Genomic DNA, 15586 nt, shown 5'->3' with positions numbered 1-15586 from the left:
CGGTCCGTGCTCTGATCCCTGGCACGGCCCGGCGCACCGCGTTCTTCGTTCTGGCGGCTTCTCAGGGCGTCCGGAGCCAGGCGGCGGTGTTGCCGGGGAGCAGGTCGCCGTAGAGCGGGGTGCTGGTCAGGAGCGGGGTGCCCGCCGGAAGGCGCACCGGATTCTCGCCGCAGTTGAGCGCGCACGTCAGCGGGCCGCGCCGGAAGTAGAGCGCGCCGCCGGGGGAGTCGAGCCACTCCAGGTCCTCGGGCAGGTCGTTCGCCAGGCGGCGCCGCAGCGCCAGCGCCTCCCGGTACCACCGCAGCATGGAGGACGGGTCCGAAACCTGCGCCTCCACCGTCATCGACGCCCACTCCGGCGGCATCGGCAGCCACGGCCGGACGCCGGCGGGGGAGAACCCGAACGGCTCGGCCCGGCCCGACCAGGGCAGCGGGACCCGGCAGCCGTCCCGCCCGGCGAGTTCCCCGCCCGTCCGCTCGAAGATCGGGTCCTGCCGGGCCTCGTCGGGGAGGTCCGTCACCTCGGGCAGTCCCAGTTCCTCGCCTTGGTACAGGTAGGCCGACCCTGGGAGCGACAAGAGCAGCAGTAGCGCGGCCTTGGCTCGCGCACGCTCGATGCCGGGGATGCCCCCTGGCCGCTCATACCGCGTCAAGTGGCGGATCGAGTCGTGACTGGACAGCACCCATGTGGGAGCGGCCCCGGTAGGCGCGACGGCCTTCAACGCAGCGTCGATCACGTCACGGAAGGCCGTCGCCGACCACGAAGCCAGTTGCAGGTCGAACTGGAACACCTGGTGAAGTTCGTCTGGACGCAGATAGAGCGCGAGGTCTTCGGGGCCGTCCGTCCACACCTCGCCTATGGCCATGCGGTCGCCGCCGTACTCGTCCAGGATCCGCCGCCACTTGCGGTACACCTCGTGCACCTCGGGACGGCTGTAGATCGGGCCGTTCGCGACGCGGCGGTCCCGCCCGGCGAGGTCGCCGAAGGACTCGTCCTTGAACAGGCCGGCGGCGACGTCGATGCGGAAGCCGTCCACGCCCCGGTCGAGCCAGAAGCGCAGGACGTCCTCGAACTCGTGCCGGACCTCCGGGTTGCGCCAGTTGAAGTCCGGCTGCTCGCGCGCGTACAGGTGCAGGTACCACTCGCCGCCGCCGGCTCCGTCGTCCACCCGCGTCCAGGCCGGGCCGCCGAACGCGGACGGCCAGTCGTTGGGCGGCTGCTCCTCGCCCGGGCGCTCGCCCGGCCGCCCGGGACGGAAGATGTAGCGCGCGCGCTCGGGCGACCCCGGCGGCGCCGCGAGCGCCTCCTGGAACCAGGGGTGCCGGTCGGACGAGTGGTTCGGGACGATGTCGACGATCAGCCGCAGCCCGTGCGCGTGCACGTCCGCGACCAGCGCGTCGAAGTCGTCCAGCGTGCCGAACCGGGGGTCCACGTCGCGGTAGTCGGCCACGTCGTAGCCGCCGTCGGCCAGCGGCGAGCGGTAGAAGGGGGTGAGCCACAGGGCGTCCACGCCGAGGTCGCGCAGATGGCCGAGCCGGGACCGGATCCCCTGGAGGTCGCCTTCACCGTTCCCGTCGGCGTCGGCGAAACTGCGGACGTAGATCTCGTACACGACGGCGTCGCGCCACCACGGGATTCGCGTCATACACCGCGATCTACCCGATTACCCCGCAGCGGTCACGCCCGGCCGCCGCACGGCCGCGCCCGGCCGGTCACGTGGGCGTGTTCACCAGGCTCCGCGCCGCCATCGTGAAGTAGTCCCAGAGCTGCTTCTCCAGCGGCTCGGGCAGCTCCAGCTCCTCCACCGCGTCCCGCATGTGCTTCAGCCACCGGTCGCGCTGGGCCTCGTCGATGACGAACGGCACGTGCCGCATCCGCAGCCGCGGATGCCCGCGCCGCTGGCTGTAGGTGTTCGGACCGCCCCAGTACTGGATCAGGAACAGCCGCAGCCGCTCCTCGGCGGGGCCGAGATCCTCCTCCGGGTACATGGGCCGGAGTTCGGGGTCCTCGGCGACGCCCTGGTAGAAGCGGTGCACCAGCCGATGGAAGGTCGCCTCACCACCGACCGCCTCGTAGAAAGTCACCTGTTCAGCCATAGCGCTCCCCACCATATGTGAGATGCGTCCCGATCCTCACCTTGATCGCCTACGGCGCCGGCGTGGCCACCGTGACGCCCGCCTCATCGAACGAGCGCTTGACGCGTTCGCGCAGCTCGCGGGCGATGTCGCCCTGCTTGCCCGGCGCGGTCTTCAGCACCACGCGGATCACGATCGCGTCGCCCGCGAGGGCCTGCACGCCCCACACCGACGGCTGCTCCAGGACGAGGTCCTTCCAGGCGGTGTCGGCGGCCATCTCGTCGGCGGTGGCCTGCAGGATCTCCTTGACCTTCTCGGTGTCCTCGTGGATGTCGACCGGGATGTCGAGGACGGCCCGCCCCCAGTTCTGCGACTCGTTCCCGACCTTCTTGATCTCGCCGTTCGGGACGTACCAGACGACGCCGTTGACGTCCCGCATCCGGGTGACCCGCAGCGTGACGGCCTCGACCGTCCCCTTCGCGCTGCCCACGTCGATGAAGTCGCCGACGCCGTACTGGTCCTCCAGCAGCATGAACAGCCCGGCGAGCAGGTCCTTGACGATGTTCTGCGCGCCGAACCCGACCGCGACGCCGATGACGCTGGCGCTGGCCAGGATGGGCGCCAGGTTGAGGCCGAGCGAGCCGAGGATGCTGAACAGCGCCGTCCCCATGATCAGGACGGACGCGATCGAGCGCAGCACCGAGCCGAGCGTCTGCGCGCGCTGGGCGCGCCGCTTGTTCAGCAGGGCGGGGCTGCCCTCGAAGACCGTCCGGGCCCGTTCGCGGGCCCGCTCCGACATCGTCCCCTCGGCCATCCGCAGCGTCACCTTGGTGATCATGCGGTGCGCGATGTTCTTCACGATCAGCGCGACCACGAAGGTGATGATGATCAGCAGCAGCGTGGTGAGCGGCTTGTCCAGCCACGTCGCGAAGAACTTGGTGAAGTCGGTGTTGTGCGAGATGTTCCAGACGAGCCGGCACGCCGTCGTCGGGTCCGGGTCGCCGCAGGCCGTCTCCGGGGACCCCTTGTCGGCCCAGGGGAGCAGCGGCTCGCCGCCGGGCGCCGCGGTGGGCGCGGCCGGCACCCCGAGCGCTCCGGCGAGCGGCCCGGCGAGCGGCGAGGCGGCAAGAGACGACGCGGCGAATGACATGGTGCAGACCCTCCCCGGCCAATTGTGGTGCCTCGGCACCTCGCTGTGGACCCGCGGCGGGCACGAGCCGATCGTAGGGGACGTTTCCGACCGGTTCGTACGCCGCCGGACGAGGCGCCGTCCGGACGGAGCCCGGGAGGCGCGGCCGGGGAGGGGCTGTCCGGGCGAACGTGTCCCGCGGCCGGCGGCTGCCGCGCCGTTCCGGCCGCGGACCGCGGGACACGCCCGGTCTCAGGGGCGGGAGCCGACCTCCCGGGAGAGCGGCTGCAGGACGTGCGCCAGCTTCATCGCGGCGCCGCCGACGTCGTCCACCCGGTGCATGCGCTCGCCCCACGACCACCAGAAGTAGTGGTCCTTGGTCTCGGGGGCCGGCGCGCAGGTCACGTCCTCGGCGAGGCTCGCGGCCTCGGGGTTCACCACCCGCAGGAAGGCCGGCCCCGAGCGGGTGCGGACGACGCGGGCGACCAGGCCCTGCGTGTCGAGTTCCTGCTCCAGCTCCTCGAGGTAGGCGACGCGTCTGTCGCTGACCACCTTCACACCCCCTCCATGGCGAGCACCGGACGTCGACCGGACCGGGGCGGATGATCGACTCTCTGGATCCGTCCGGTCACTCGCGGCGAGAATTGCAACTCTCACACTGGCGGGTCAAGGGGGCGGTCGTCCGGCGAAGTACCGGATTACCCCACCTCAGAGGAAGGGGCCCCTCCTCCGGAGGAAGAATCTCTACCCGCAGGGGGTGAGGCGTCCTCCGGCCGGTGCTTCTTCTGCGAAACCGCTTGGCGGCCAATGTGACGAGGGTTACGCTGCGTGCGCGAAAGGTTATCTGTCGTGGCCATCTAGTGACCGGTCGCCGTGGCAGGGACGACCGCCCTCCCCCCGGGGGAACGGCGTCCCGGCCCGACGGTGAGGAGGCCGGAGTCGATGTCGGATCCCCCCCGGAAAGAGACGGAAGTCGCCCGCCGGATCCGCGCGCACGCCCTGGCCCGCGGCCAGGGCCCGGTCCAGATCGCGCAGGACATCCACGAGCAGTGCGGGCCGCTGTTCGGCACCAGCCGGATCAAGGCGCACCGCCTTGCCCACGGTGTCGCGCTGTCCGACATCGTGGCGCAGGTCAGGGCGCTGTACGAGGTCGACGGCAAGCCGCCTCCCCGGCTTGGGGAGACGCTGCTGTCGGCCTACGAGAGCGGGTACAAGCGGCCCGGTCCCGAGTACCTGCACTACCTGTGCGCCGTCTACCGGGTGGAGCCCGACGCGCTCGACTACCAGAGCCCCTGCATCTGCGGCCGCGGCCACGCGGCCCGCACGGGGGTTCCGAGCGTCCCCCCGCCGCGCGCCCCGGAGCGGCGCCCGGCGGCCGACCCCGACGCGCTCGTCGGGGCGATCGTTCCCAGGGGCGAGGAGCGCCCCTGGATCACCGTCAACGACGTACGGGGCCCCGACCGCGCCGAAGGCCCCCTGACCATTGATGTGGGAGAGGAGGACATCGTGCTTCGTAGGACCCTTCTGCAGTTGCTGGCCGGAGCGGGCGTGGCGCTCGACGGTCAGTTCCTTGGGGCCGTCGACAACCTGCGCCGCAAGATGGACGACACCCTCGTCGGCGCGACCGTCTCGCCGACCATGCTCGACCAGTGGGAGGAGACGACCTACGGCTACGGCCGGCAGTACCAGGCGACTCCCTCGCTGCGGATGCTCTGCGACGTCCTGCTGGACTTCAGCGAGGTGCGGCGCATGTGCGACAAGCGGCAGCCGGTGGAACTGCAGGAGCGGCTGTGCCGGATCGCGGCGCAGCTGTCCGGGCTGTCCGGGCTGATCATGATCAACCTGGGCGACCACCGGCTGGCCCGCTCCTTCTTCCGGACCGCGCGCACCGCCGCCGACGAGACCGGCGACCGGCAGCTGCGCGCCTGGGTGACCGTCCGCGAGTCGCTCGTGCCGATGTACTACGGCGACCCGCGCGAGGCGCTGCACCTGGCCCGCAAGGCCCAGGACCTCGCCGGCCGGACGCCCGGCGTCGCCGCCGCGATGGCCCCCGCCGTGGAGGCCCGCGCGCTCGGCATGCTCGCGCTGCGCGGCCGCGGCGACGCCGCCCCGAGCGCCCGCCGCGCCCTCGTCCGGGGGCGCTCGGTGTTCGACCAGTTGTCCAAGACCGACACCGGCGACCTGGTGTTCGGGTTCACCGACCGGCAGATGGCCTTCTACGAGGGCGACACGTTCACCAACCTCGGCGACCACAAGCACGGCGACGAGGTGCTGAGCCACGCCCTCACCCTCTATTCGCCCACCGACCGCGTCGACCTGACCCTGGTGCGCCTCGACCGCGCGATGTGCAAGCTCCACGCCGGCCACCCCGACGCCGCGCTCGTGGCCGGCCGGGAGGCCATCCTCGACCTGCCCGCCGACCACCGCAGCGACATCCTCGTGCACCGCGCCCGCCAGATCGGCGCGGCCGTCTCGGCCAAGCACGGCGAGATACCGGCGCTCAAGGACTTCTACGAGGCGCTCTCCGGCCCTTCGATCAAGAGTCCCGTCACCGCGCCGCCGGCCGAGCAGGTCTGACCGGGCATGGGCAGCACCTTCTCGCAGGGCCACCTCGTCCGGCTGGAGGACGAGCCGCCCGTCTGGCGGTTCGGCGACCTGCGCATCCGCCGCTACCACGCGGCCGACCACGGCACCGTCCTGGCCCTGCACCGCGAGGGCCTCGCCCAGGTCGGCCTGCGGCCCGGCGACGGCGTCTACTACGACCACGACTTCTTCCGGATGGAGGACATCTACCTCCGCAACGACGGCGAGTTCCTCGTCGGCGAGCTCGGCGCCCGGATCGTCGCGATGGGCGGCCTGCGCCGCGCCGACCTCATCCCCGGCGGGCACGCCCGCGCGTTCGGCGGCTACGCCCCCGGCGCCCGCGAGCTGAACGCCGTCGAGATGGTGCGCCTGCGCGTCCTGCCGGCCGTCCAGCGCCGCGGCTACGGCGCCGCGCTCGTCCGGGCGCTGGAGGAGCGCGCCGCCGAGTACGGCTACCGCGTCCTGCGCGCCGACACCACCGAGCTCCAGGGCCCCGCGCTGGCCCTCTACCGCAAGTTCGGCTGGCGCGAGACCCGCCGCGAGACCATCGGCGGCATCGTCAACATCTACATCGAGAAGCCCCTCCGCTGACCCCCGTGGCTGCGCCGACCGCACGCCTCCGCTGACCCCGTTGCTCCGCTGACGCGGTGATTCCGCCGACCCGGCGCCGCCGCTGACCCGCGCCGTACCTCGCGCGGGTCAGGGGCGGCGGGCGGCGAGCATCTGCATCAGCGGGTAGCGGTGCCGGCGCACGTCCGTGAAGTCGCGGGCGGTGAGCGCGCGGGTCACCTCGCGGTCGCCGAAGACCGTGAAGCCCGTGGTCCGGCGGATCAGCGCGCCCGCGATGCGGGCGCTCGGGAGCGGGACGGGGCGGCGCGAGGTGAGGATGACGAGCCGGCCGCCGGGCCGCAGGACGCGGGCCATGCCGTCCAGCGCCCGCCACGGGTCGTCGAACAGGTAGAGCGCGCCGAAGCAGCAGACGGCGTCGAACACGCCGTCGCGGAACGGGAGGTCGACGGCGTCGCCGCGCACGTAGTCGATGCGGGCGTCGTCCAGGTGGGGTTCGGGGGTGTCGCGGACGGCCTGCGCCAGCATGGTCTCGGACGCGTCCAGGCCGACGACCAGGCCGTCCGGGCCGACCCCCTCGGCGAGGGCCCGGGTCACGTTGCCGGGGCCGCACGCCACGTCCAGCACCGTCGCCGGCGGGCGATCGGTGAGGCCCAGCCACTCGCGGGCCATCGCGTGCTCGGCGGCGGTGTCGGGGCCGAACGGCCAGCCCTTGGCGAGGTTGAAGCCGATCGGCCGCCACACCTTCTCGTAGATGCGCGGCAGGAACGTCGACTCCATCGCGGACTGGGCCAGCGACGGCTTCGCCGGCGGGCCGAGCAGGTCGAGGTAGCCGGCCGACGTGTCGGGCTCCCGGGGCGGCTCGCGCAGGAGGTCGAGGACCGTGGTGGTCTGCACCGTCATCCCGCTATTAGACCATGAGTCAATTCGTCGAAGGACAGCCCGGTCTGCGCGGCCAGGAACGTGAGCGTGTCGGTCATCAGGTCGGCCGAGCGGCTCACCGAGCGGGCGGCGTGCCCCACCTCGGCCTCGTCGCGCAGCAGGACCGGCGCGTCCGACGCGGTGGCGTACTGCAGCGCCGCGCACAGCTTGCGGGCGTGCAGCGGGTCCACGCGGGTGTCGCTGCCGAACGTCGTGAACAGCACGGCCGGGTACGCGGTGCCCGGGTGGACGTGGTGGTACGGGGAGTAGCCGATGAGCCAGCCGAACTCCTCGGGGTCGTCCGCCGTCCCGTACTCGTCGTTCCAGGTCTGGCCGAGGCCGAACCGCTCGTAGCGCACCATGTCGAGCAGCGGCGCCGAGCAGACCACCGCCCGGTACAGGTCGGGGCGCTGGGTGAGGGCCGCGCCGACGAGCAGGCCGCCGTTGGAGCCGCCGGAGATCGCGAGCTGGGCGGGCGTGGTCAGCCCGTCCGCGATCAGCTTCTCGGCGGCGGCGTGGAAGTCGTCGAAGACGTTCTGCTTGCGCTCGCGCATGCCCGCGCGGTGCCACTCCTCGCCCTCCTCGGACCCGCCGCGCAGGTTGGCGACCGCGTACACGCCGCCCGCCTCCACCCAGGCCAGGATGCTCGCCGAGTAGGACGGGGTGAGGGAGATGTTGAAGCCGCCGTACCCGTAGAGGATCGCCGGGCGCGGGCCGGACAGCCCGGGGCGGGACGCGACCAGCATCCGCACCTCGGTGCCGTCGCGGGAGGTGTAGACGACCTGGCGCGTCTCGATCTCCGGGACCTCGACCGCGCCCGGCGCCGACGCCCACGGCGTGGTCTCGCCGGTGCGCGCGTCGTAGCGCATGACCGAGGACGGGGTGGTGTTGTCGGTGTAGCCGAACCACGCCTCGTGCCCGCCCTCGGGCCGCTCGACGATCCCGCCGATCGAGCCGAGGCCCGGCGTCGGGACGGTGCCGATCCGCTCCCCGGTCGCCAGGTCGTGGACGGTGATCTCGCTGATCGCGTGCCGCGTCCACCCGGCCAGCAGGACGGGCCGGTCCAGGCCGTCGAGGATCGCGAAGTCGGTGAGGACGGCCTCCGGGTCCTCCGGGACGAGGTCCCGCCAGTGCTCGTAGGACGGGTCGGCCGGGTCGGCGACGCAGAGCCGGGAGCGGGGCGCGTCCCGGTCGGTGAAGATGTAGGCGCGGCCGTCGCGCCCGACGTGCAGGCCGGTGCCGGCGTCCACGCCCTCCTGGACGGGGCGCAGCTCCGGGGCCTCCGGCGGCGACGCGGACAGGTCCGCGATCCACAGGTCGTTGCGCGGCGCCGTGCCCTGCGACGACGAGACCGTCAGCCAGCGCCCGTCCCGGCTGACGCCGGCCCCGTAGTAGTTGGTCTTGTCGCGGCCCGCGCCGAAGATCAGCACGTCGTCGGCGTCGGGGTCGGTGCCGACCCGGTGGAAGTAGAGGCGCCGGTGGTACTGCTCCTCGCCGTCCGGGACCTCGTGCGCGGGCAGCCGGCGCGAGTAGTAGTACGCCTCGCCGCCCGGCAGCCACGCGACGGCGGAGTACCGGGCCCGCTCGATCGGCCCCTCGACCCGCTCGCCGGTCGCGACGTCGATGACGTACAGCAGGGACTCCTCGTCCCCGCCGGTGGAGACCTTGTAGGCGAGGCGGCGGCCCTCCTTGTCGGGCTGCCAGCCGTCGAGCGTCGTCGTGCCGTCCGGGTCGAGCGCCATCGGGTCGACGAGGACGCGCTCGGTGCCGTCCGGGTCCGCCGTGTAGAGGACGGGGTGCTCCTGCCCGGCGTCCCGGCGGGTGAAGAACCGCCGCTCGCCCCGCCACACGGGGGAGCCGACGCTGCCCGCGCCGAGCAGCTCGCCGAGGCGGGCCCGCAGCGCGTCGCGGCCCGGCAGCGCGTCCACGACCTTGTGGAAGAGCCGGTCCTGCGCGGCGAGCCACTCCGCGGTCTCGGGGCTGTCGGCGTCCTCCAGCCACCGGTACGGGTCGGCGACCCGGTGGCCGTGGATGTCCTCGACGATGTCCTGGCGCTGCGCGGGCGGATACGGCGTCATGAATGCACTGTATTGGCCCTTCGGGGCTGGCCGTCCGGACAGTCCCCCCTGCCCTGAACGCGGGTCCGCGTTCGATCCGGCGCGCGCTGGGGGATTATTGGGGTAGCGGACGGGCTCCCTCAGACGCCACACTGATGAAGGTCGGTTCGCCCCTGGGGAGGTTCTCATGGTGAGGGCGCAGGAACCGGAGACGATAATCGGGCCTCGGTCCGAGGCGCGGTCGACCGCGCCCGCCGAGGCGACCCACCCCCCGAATCCGCCGAACCCGCCGAATCCGGCGATCCCGCCGAACCCGGCGGAGGCCGTCTGATGCGACAGGTCCTGCTCCTGAACGCGACGTACGAACCACTCACCACGCTGCCGCTGCGGCGGGCGGTCTGCCTCGTGCTCCGGGAGAAGGCCGAGATCGTCCATCACGACATGACGGGCGCGGTGCTGCATTCGGCCACGATGACGGTCGAGGTGCCGTCGGTGATCCGGCTGCGCCGCTACGTCCGCATCCCGTTCCGCACCCGCGTGCCCCTGACTCGGGCCGCGCTGATGCGGCGCGACAACTTCCGCTGCGTCTACTGCGGGCGCCGGGCCGAGACGATCGACCACGTCCATCCGCGCAGCCGCGGCGGCAAGCACGTGTGGGAGAACTGCGTCGCCTCCTGCATGACCTGCAACCACAGCAAGGCCGACCGGCTGCTGTCGGAGCTCGGCTGGACGCTCCCCGTCCCGCCCGCCGTGCCGCGCGGCGCGCACTGGCGGCTCATCGGCCTCGTCCAGGACGGCGACCCCCAGTGGGCCGCCTACGTCTCCGAACCGGCGGCCTGACCGGCGGCCCCGCGTCCCGGCGACCACGTATCCTGGGGCCGTGCCTCGTTATGACTACCGCTGCCGCGCGTGCGGATCGACCTTCGAGGTCTCCCGCCCGATGATCAACGCGTCCGACCCGGCCCCCTGCCCGGACGGCCACGACGACACGGTCAAGCTGCTGTCCACGGTCGCCGTCACCGGCACCTCCCGCGGCACGGCGCCCCCGCCGAAGCCCGCCGGCGGAGGCGGCTGCTGCGGCGGAGGCTGCTGCTCCTAGCCGTTCTGGGCGGCGCGCATGGCCCGTCCGGTCGCCGCGGGGTCGTAGCCCGGCGGGACGCCCTGCAGCAGCACGGCGGTGCCCGGGATGTGGTCGGTGCGCATGGGGAGGATCGCCTGGTAGGCGTCCGACTCGTACCAGGCGCGGGCCCTGTCCATGTCGGGGAACTCGATCAGGACGTAGCTCCCCTCCAACGGCCCCTCCATCACCTCGGGGTTCACGCCGTGGACGAGGAAGCGGCCGCCGAACGGGTCCATGGTGTCCTGGATGCGCTCGATGTAGGTGAAGACGTCGTCGTGCAGCGGCGGCTGCGGCCGCAGGTGGGCGAGGGCGTAGGCGGTCATCGCGGACTCCTTCGGCGGTGGGCGCCGGGCTGGTCTCGCCCGGCACCCACCACTGTGCCGAAGTCAGGGAACGGCGGCGATTACCCGCCGGGTAAAGCGCCGGGCCCGCTTGCTCGTGATCTCCGTGGGGGGACGCACCCCGCCTCGCTCAGTTGTGGGGGAGGCGGTCGAGCTGCGACACGTCGCGGGCGGCGCCGGTGGACGCGGACGTGGCCATCGCCGCGTAGGCCCGCAGCGCGGCGCTGACCGGGCGGTTGCGGTCGCGGGGCCGGTAGCCGCCGAGGTCGGCGAGCAGCTTCTCGCGGCGGATCTCCAGCTCGTCCGCCGGGACGTCCAGCTCCAGGACGCGGTTCGGGATGTCGATGACGACGCGGTCACCGTCCTCGACGAGGGCGATGATCCCGCCGCCCGCCGCCTCCGGGGAGGCGTGCCCGATGGACAGCCCGGACGTGCCGCCGGAGAACCGGCCGTCGGTGATCAGCGCGCACGCCTTGCCGAGCCCGCGGCCCTTGAGGAAGCTCGTCGGGTACAGCATCTCCTGCATGCCGGGGCCGCCCTTCGGGCCCTCGTAGCGGATCACGACGACGTCACCGGGCGTGACCCGGCCGCTGAGGATGCCCTCGACGGCCTCGTCCTGCGACTCGAAGACGACGGCGGGGCCGGTGAAGGTCCACAGCTCCTCCTCGACGCCGGCGGTCTTGACGATCGCGCCGTCGGGGGCGATGTTGCCGCGCAGGACGGCGAGCCCGCCGTCGGCGGTGTAGGCGTGCTCGACGGAGCGGATGCAGCCGTTCTCGCGGTCGAGGTCGAGGGTCTCCCAGCGGGCGCTCTGCGAGAAGGCCGAGGTGCTGCGGACGCCGCCGGGAGCCGCGTGGAACATCTCGACGGCCTCGGGCAGGACGTCGGGGGAGCGGACGTCCCACTTGGCGACGAACTCGTCCAGGGACGCGGAGTGGATCGAGTGCGCCGAGCCGTGCAGCAGCCCGCCCCGGTGCAGCTCGCCGAGCAGCGCGGGGATGCCGCCGGCGCGGTGGCAGTCCTCGACGTGGTACTTGGCGGTCGCCGGGGCCAGCTTGCAGATGCACGGGACGCGGCGCGACACCGCGTCGATCTCGGCCAGCCCGAAGTCGGCGCGGGCCTCGGTCGCGGCGGCGAGCAGGTGCAGGATCGTGTTGGTGGAGCCGCCCATCGCGACGTCCAGCACCATCGCGTTCTCGAACGCCTGCGGGGTGGCGATGTTCAGCGGCAGGACGGACTCGTCGTCGCCGTCGTAGTACCGCTTGGCGATCTCGACGACGGTGCGGCCGGCGTCCTCGTAGAGGCGGCGGCGGGCGGTGTGGGTGGCGAGGACGGTGCCGTTGCCGGGCAGCGCCAGCCCGATCGCCTCGGTGAGGCAGTTCATCGAGTTCGCCGTGAACATGCCGGAGCAGGACCCGCAGGTCGGGCAGGCGGACTCCTCCATCTCCAGCAGGGTGTCGTCGGCGATCGAGACGTCCGCGGAGGCGATCATCGGGTCGATCAGGTCGAGCTTGTTGCCGCCCATGACGCCCGCGACCGGCTTGCCGGCCTCCATCGGGCCGCCGGAGACGAACACGGTCGGGATGTTCAGCCGCAGCGCGGCCAGCAGCATCCCCGGGGTGATCTTGTCGCAGTTGGAGACGCAGATGAGGGCGTCGGCGCAGTGCGCGTTGACCATGTACTCGACGGCGTCGGCGATCAGCTCGCGGGACGGCAGCGAGTACAGCATGCCGCCGTGGCCCATCGCGATGCCGTCGTCCACGGCGATGGTGTTGAACTCGCGGGGCACGCCGCCGGCCTCGCGGACCGCGCCCGCGACGACCTTGCCGACCTCGTCCAGGTGGACGTGGCCCGGCACGAACTGGGTGAAGCTGTTGGCCACCGCGACGATCGGCTTGCCGAAGTCCTCGCGTTCGACGCCGCTGGCGCGCATGAGGGCGCGGGCGCCCGCCATGTTCCTGCCGTGCGTGACCGTGCGTGACCTGAGCGGTGGCATGTGACCTCTCCAAACCTGTGGCGTGCGGGGACGACGGGCCGCGCGTGGTTCGGCGTGGCGGGGCGGGTCGCCTTCGGAAGCGTGCTCGCAGCGGCGGATCTCGGCGCTGCCGCCGGCTCAGCGGAGGTCGCGCGCGGGCCGGCCCGTGACCCTCGATGCTACCAACCGGTGAGCGGGCATGAGAAAAGCCGGGACGCGGACGTCCCGGCGGGCTCGCCGTCGAGCAGCTGGGGCGGGCGGCCCGGGGAAGCAGGCCGCCCTCGGCCTCAGTCGGGGTACTTCGGCGGCAGGGCCTGCTCCGCCGCCTGGAAGATGCGCTGCACGTCGCCGTCGGTGAGGATCTTCGGACGGCGCCGCAGGTAGGCGCGGGCCCGGTTGCCGGCGTAGACGTCGACGTCCCGCACCCGCATGACCTTCCACGGGATCGACGGGCCGTAGATCGCCACGGAGGCCTGCACCGGGACCTCGAAGCCGACCCGCTCGGCGAGGATGCTGCTGGCCATCTGGGCCTCCCAGCGCGCCTCGTCCAGCCGGTCCTTCTTGTTGAAGGGGCCGTGGAAGAGCTTCAGGTGGGACATGGTGCGCACGGGGAGGCGCTTGTCCCACTTCTCGGAGTCGATGGCGTAGACGCCGCTCGGCCCGATCACGAGGTGGTCGATCCGCCCGTCGCTGACGCCCTCGTCGTCGCGGGGGACGGCCCGCGCGTGCAGCACGAGGTACCCGTTGCGCTGGAGGGACTTCAGCTGCTTCTCGGTGCGCCGTTCGGCGGCCGAGGACTTCTGCCAGGCGGTGACGGAGGAGCTCCTGCGGGACGTCCGGACGACATCGCCGACGACCACCAGGACCGCGACGGCGACGCCCAGCCGCCAGCCGACCAGGACCATGACGGCGACGCCCGCGACGACGGCCGCGCCGGCCCGCCACGCCCAGCGGCGGATCCGGGGGTCGTCGAGCGGCGTCGCGGCGGTGCGCTCGCCCTCCTCCGGACGCTCGGTCACCGGCGCCGGGTGATGGTGCTCACGCGCTTCCTCCGACCGTGCCTCCACCGGCCGCGACTCCTCGGACTCGGCCCGGGGCTGGCCCCGGGCTCCCTGCGTGTTGCCCCGCTCCATGATCGCCATGAGTGACGCTCCGTATCCCTTTCCCATCGGGGGCATGATCCTCCGTGCGCAGAGTAATCATCCGGCCGGTCGGCGACTAGTCATGCGGGGTTAATAGTTTTGTCGCCGTCGGGACAGTGAGTAACTTACGCGACGGATGGGTAGGCCGATACTCTTCTCCTTCCTCCGCCTTTACGTCCCTGCCCTCTTTGATGCCCGCGCACACGGCGTCTAGCGTTCCGATTCGTGACACAAACCCATGACCTGAGCGCCACCCAGATGGCCGCCGCCGTCCGCACGAGGGAAGTATCCCCGGTCGAGCTCACCGACCACTATCTGGCCCGCATCGACCGGCTGAACGAGCAGGTCGGCGCCTACGTGACCGTCACCGCCGAGCGCGCCCGCGAGGAGGCCCGCCGCGCCGAGAAGGCGGTGCTGGAGGCGGCCGACCCGGCGGACCTGCCGCCGCTGCACGGCGTCCCGGTCCCGATCAAGGACCTGAACATGGTGAACGGCGTCCGGATGACGTTCGGGTCGGCGGTGTACGCCGACCTGACCGGGTTCGCCGACGACCATGTGGTCACCAAGCTCGCGCAAGCGGGGTCCGTGCTGCTGGGCAAGACGACGACGCCCGAGTTCGGCCTGCCCTGCTATACGGAGGGTGACGTCGCGCCCCCGGCCCGCACCCCCTGGGACCTCACCCGGTCGGCGGGCGGGTCGTCCGGCGGCGCGGCGGCGGCGGTCGCGGCCGGGCTGGCGCCGATCGCGCAGGGCAGCGACGGCGGCGGCTCGATCCGGATCCCGAGCAGCGCCTGCGGCCTGTTCGGGATCAAGCCGACCCGCGGCCGGGTGTCGGCGGGGCCGATCGTCCCCGACCTGTTCGGACTGTCGACCAACGGGCCCATCGCCCGGACCGTCCGCGACGCGGCCCTCATGCTGGACCTGATGGCCGGCCACATGCCGGGCGACCTGTACCGGGCGCCGCAGGCCGACGGGCCGTTCCTCGCGTACGCCGACCGGGCGCCGGGCCGGCTGCGCATCGCGCGGAGCAAGCAGCCGCCGGTGCCGGGCGTGGAGGTCCACCCCGACTGCGTCGCCGCCTACGAGGAGGCTTCGGCGCTGCTGGAGGAGCTGGGCCACGAGGTCGTCGACCTGCCGGAGGTGCTCGGCGCCGACCTGCTCCCGCACTTCGCGACGCTGTGGGGCGTGATGGCGACGATGACGCCCGTCCCGGAGGGGAGTGAGCACCTGCTGCAGCCGCTGAGCCGCTGGCTGCGCGGCCTCGGCGAGGCCACCACGGCGCCGCAGCTGATGCAGTCGCACGCCGCGCTGCAGGGCGCGCTGCGCGCCGCGTTCCCGATCACGGACGGGTTCGACGCGATCCTGCACCCGACGCTCGCGTCGCCGCCCGTCCCCGTCGGCCACTTCCACGGGCAGGAGCCGGAGGAGAACTTCCGGCGCCAGACCAACTTCACCCCGTTCACGGCGGTCTACAACGTCTCCGGGCAGCCGGCGGTGAACGTCCCGCTGCACTGGAACGACGAGGGGCGGCCCATCGGGGTCATGCTGGCCGGGCGGCTCGGCGGCGAGGGCACGCTGATCTCGCTGTCCGCGCAGCTGGAGGAGGCCCGCCCGTGGATCGGCCGCACGCCGGAGATCTGGACGGCGTGACCGCGCCCGCACCGGGCATGGTGCAG

The 15586-nt window shown here is 72.7% G+C and carries 13 protein-coding genes and 1 pseudogene; 5 read left to right on the top strand and 9 right to left on the bottom strand.

Annotated features, from left to right (window positions below; translation table 11 throughout):
• Positions 1-61 precede the first annotated feature (61 nt).
• From AB0K34_RS14485 to AB0K34_RS14470, 4 genes and pseudogenes are all read right to left on the bottom strand, one after another.
• Positions 62-1645, bottom strand: a complete 1584-nt coding sequence (locus AB0K34_RS14485; protein ID WP_364548608.1) for a glycoside hydrolase family 13 protein — start codon at positions 1643-1645, stop codon at positions 62-64.
• Between the two features lie 73 nt (positions 1646-1718).
• Positions 1719-2084: pseudogene (locus tag AB0K34_RS14480) on the bottom strand (globin); the annotation flags it as partial.
• Between the two features lie 61 nt (positions 2085-2145).
• Positions 2146-3225, bottom strand: coding sequence for a mechanosensitive ion channel family protein (locus AB0K34_RS14475; protein WP_301174666.1), 1080 nt, complete (start codon positions 3223-3225; stop codon positions 2146-2148).
• Positions 3226-3456: 231 nt separating this feature from the next.
• The gene (locus AB0K34_RS14470; RefSeq protein ID WP_364548605.1) at positions 3457-3762 is read right to left on the bottom strand and encodes a hypothetical protein; all 306 of its coding nucleotides are present in this window, start codon (positions 3760-3762) and stop codon (positions 3457-3459) included.
• 384 nt (positions 3763-4146) lie between these two features.
• On the opposite strand from AB0K34_RS14470, the gene AB0K34_RS14465 reads away from it, so the two are divergent.
• Together AB0K34_RS14465 and AB0K34_RS14460 are read left to right on the top strand one after the other, a co-directional pair.
• Positions 4147-5781, top strand: a complete 1635-nt coding sequence (locus AB0K34_RS14465; protein WP_240807359.1) for an XRE family transcriptional regulator — start codon at positions 4147-4149, stop codon at positions 5779-5781.
• A gap of 6 nt (positions 5782-5787) precedes the next feature.
• Positions 5788-6378, top strand: a complete 591-nt coding sequence (locus tag AB0K34_RS14460; RefSeq protein ID WP_364548602.1) for a GNAT family N-acetyltransferase — start codon at positions 5788-5790, stop codon at positions 6376-6378.
• Positions 6379-6486: 108 nt separating this feature from the next.
• On the opposite strand, the gene AB0K34_RS14455 is transcribed toward AB0K34_RS14460, so the two are convergent.
• Together AB0K34_RS14455 and AB0K34_RS14450 are read right to left on the bottom strand one after the other, a co-directional pair.
• Positions 6487-7257 (bottom strand): methyltransferase domain-containing protein, encoded by a 771-nt coding sequence (locus AB0K34_RS14455; RefSeq protein WP_364548599.1) that lies wholly within the window; start codon positions 7255-7257, stop codon positions 6487-6489.
• Positions 7254-9353, bottom strand: coding sequence for a prolyl oligopeptidase family serine peptidase (locus AB0K34_RS14450; protein WP_138635568.1), 2100 nt, complete (start codon positions 9351-9353; stop codon positions 7254-7256). The genes AB0K34_RS14455 and AB0K34_RS14450 overlap by 4 nt, the downstream gene beginning before the upstream one ends.
• Positions 9354-9662: 309 nt before the next feature.
• Here AB0K34_RS14450 and AB0K34_RS14445 point away from each other — a divergent pair, with 309 nt between their 5' ends.
• Entirely contained in the window at positions 9663-10172 is a 510-nt protein-coding gene (locus tag AB0K34_RS14445; protein WP_138635567.1) for an HNH endonuclease, read from the top strand.
• A gap of 40 nt (positions 10173-10212) precedes the next feature.
• Positions 10213-10431 carry a zinc ribbon domain-containing protein gene (locus tag AB0K34_RS14440; RefSeq protein WP_138635566.1) on the top strand — a complete coding sequence of 73 codons (219 nt, stop codon included), beginning with the start codon at positions 10213-10215 and terminating at the stop codon, positions 10429-10431.
• Here the strand turns inward: AB0K34_RS14440 and AB0K34_RS14435 are convergent.
• From AB0K34_RS14435 to AB0K34_RS14425, 3 genes are all read right to left on the bottom strand, one after another.
• Positions 10428-10775, bottom strand: a complete 348-nt coding sequence (locus tag AB0K34_RS14435; RefSeq protein WP_138635565.1) for a DUF1330 domain-containing protein — start codon at positions 10773-10775, stop codon at positions 10428-10430. The genes AB0K34_RS14440 and AB0K34_RS14435 overlap by 4 nt on opposite strands.
• 148 nt (positions 10776-10923) lie before the next feature.
• On the bottom strand, positions 10924-12789 hold the full coding sequence (ilvD, locus tag AB0K34_RS14430; RefSeq protein ID WP_364548594.1) for a dihydroxy-acid dehydratase: 1866 nt from the start codon (positions 12787-12789) through the stop codon (positions 10924-10926).
• Positions 12790-13055: 266 nt separating this feature from the next.
• Positions 13056-13910 carry a nuclease-related domain-containing protein gene (locus tag AB0K34_RS14425; RefSeq protein ID WP_240807358.1) on the bottom strand — a complete coding sequence of 285 codons (855 nt, stop codon included), beginning with the start codon at positions 13908-13910 and terminating at the stop codon, positions 13056-13058.
• 225 nt (positions 13911-14135) lie between these two features.
• Here AB0K34_RS14425 and AB0K34_RS14420 point away from each other — a divergent pair, with 225 nt between their 5' ends.
• Positions 14136-15560, top strand: a complete 1425-nt coding sequence (locus AB0K34_RS14420; protein ID WP_364548592.1) for an amidase — start codon at positions 14136-14138, stop codon at positions 15558-15560.
• Positions 15561-15586 lie beyond the last annotated feature (26 nt).

Origin of the sequence: Actinomadura sp. NPDC049382 (genome assembly GCF_040677125.1) — a bacterium.
Taxonomy (GTDB): Bacteria; Actinomycetota; Actinomycetes; order Streptosporangiales; family Streptosporangiaceae; genus Spirillospora; species Spirillospora geliboluensis.
Note: the sequence above shows the minus strand (reverse complement) of the source record. Positions and strands in the feature narration are given on the sequence as shown.

Excerpts from the sequence above, each read along its gene's own strand:
- AB0K34_RS14485 (WP_364548608.1), bottom strand. The coding sequence starts at position 1,645 with ATGACGCGAATCCCGTGGTGGCGCGACGCCGTCGTGTACGAGATCTAC.
- AB0K34_RS14475 (WP_301174666.1), bottom strand. The coding sequence starts at position 3,225 with ATGTCATTCGCCGCGTCGTCTCTTGCCGCCTCGCCGCTCGCCGGGCCG.
- AB0K34_RS14465 (WP_240807359.1), top strand. The coding sequence starts at position 4,147 with ATGTCGGATCCCCCCCGGAAAGAGACGGAAGTCGCCCGCCGGATCCGC.
- AB0K34_RS14460 (WP_364548602.1), top strand. The coding sequence starts at position 5,788 with ATGGGCAGCACCTTCTCGCAGGGCCACCTCGTCCGGCTGGAGGACGAG.
- AB0K34_RS14455 (WP_364548599.1), bottom strand. The coding sequence starts at position 7,257 with ATGACGGTGCAGACCACCACGGTCCTCGACCTCCTGCGCGAGCCGCCC.
- AB0K34_RS14450 (WP_138635568.1), bottom strand. The coding sequence starts at position 9,353 with ATGACGCCGTATCCGCCCGCGCAGCGCCAGGACATCGTCGAGGACATC.
- AB0K34_RS14445 (WP_138635567.1), top strand. The coding sequence starts at position 9,663 with ATGCGACAGGTCCTGCTCCTGAACGCGACGTACGAACCACTCACCACG.
- AB0K34_RS14435 (WP_138635565.1), bottom strand. The coding sequence starts at position 10,775 with ATGACCGCCTACGCCCTCGCCCACCTGCGGCCGCAGCCGCCGCTGCAC.
- ilvD (WP_364548594.1), bottom strand. The coding sequence starts at position 12,789 with ATGCCACCGCTCAGGTCACGCACGGTCACGCACGGCAGGAACATGGCG.
- AB0K34_RS14425 (WP_240807358.1), bottom strand. The coding sequence starts at position 13,910 with ATGGCGATCATGGAGCGGGGCAACACGCAGGGAGCCCGGGGCCAGCCC.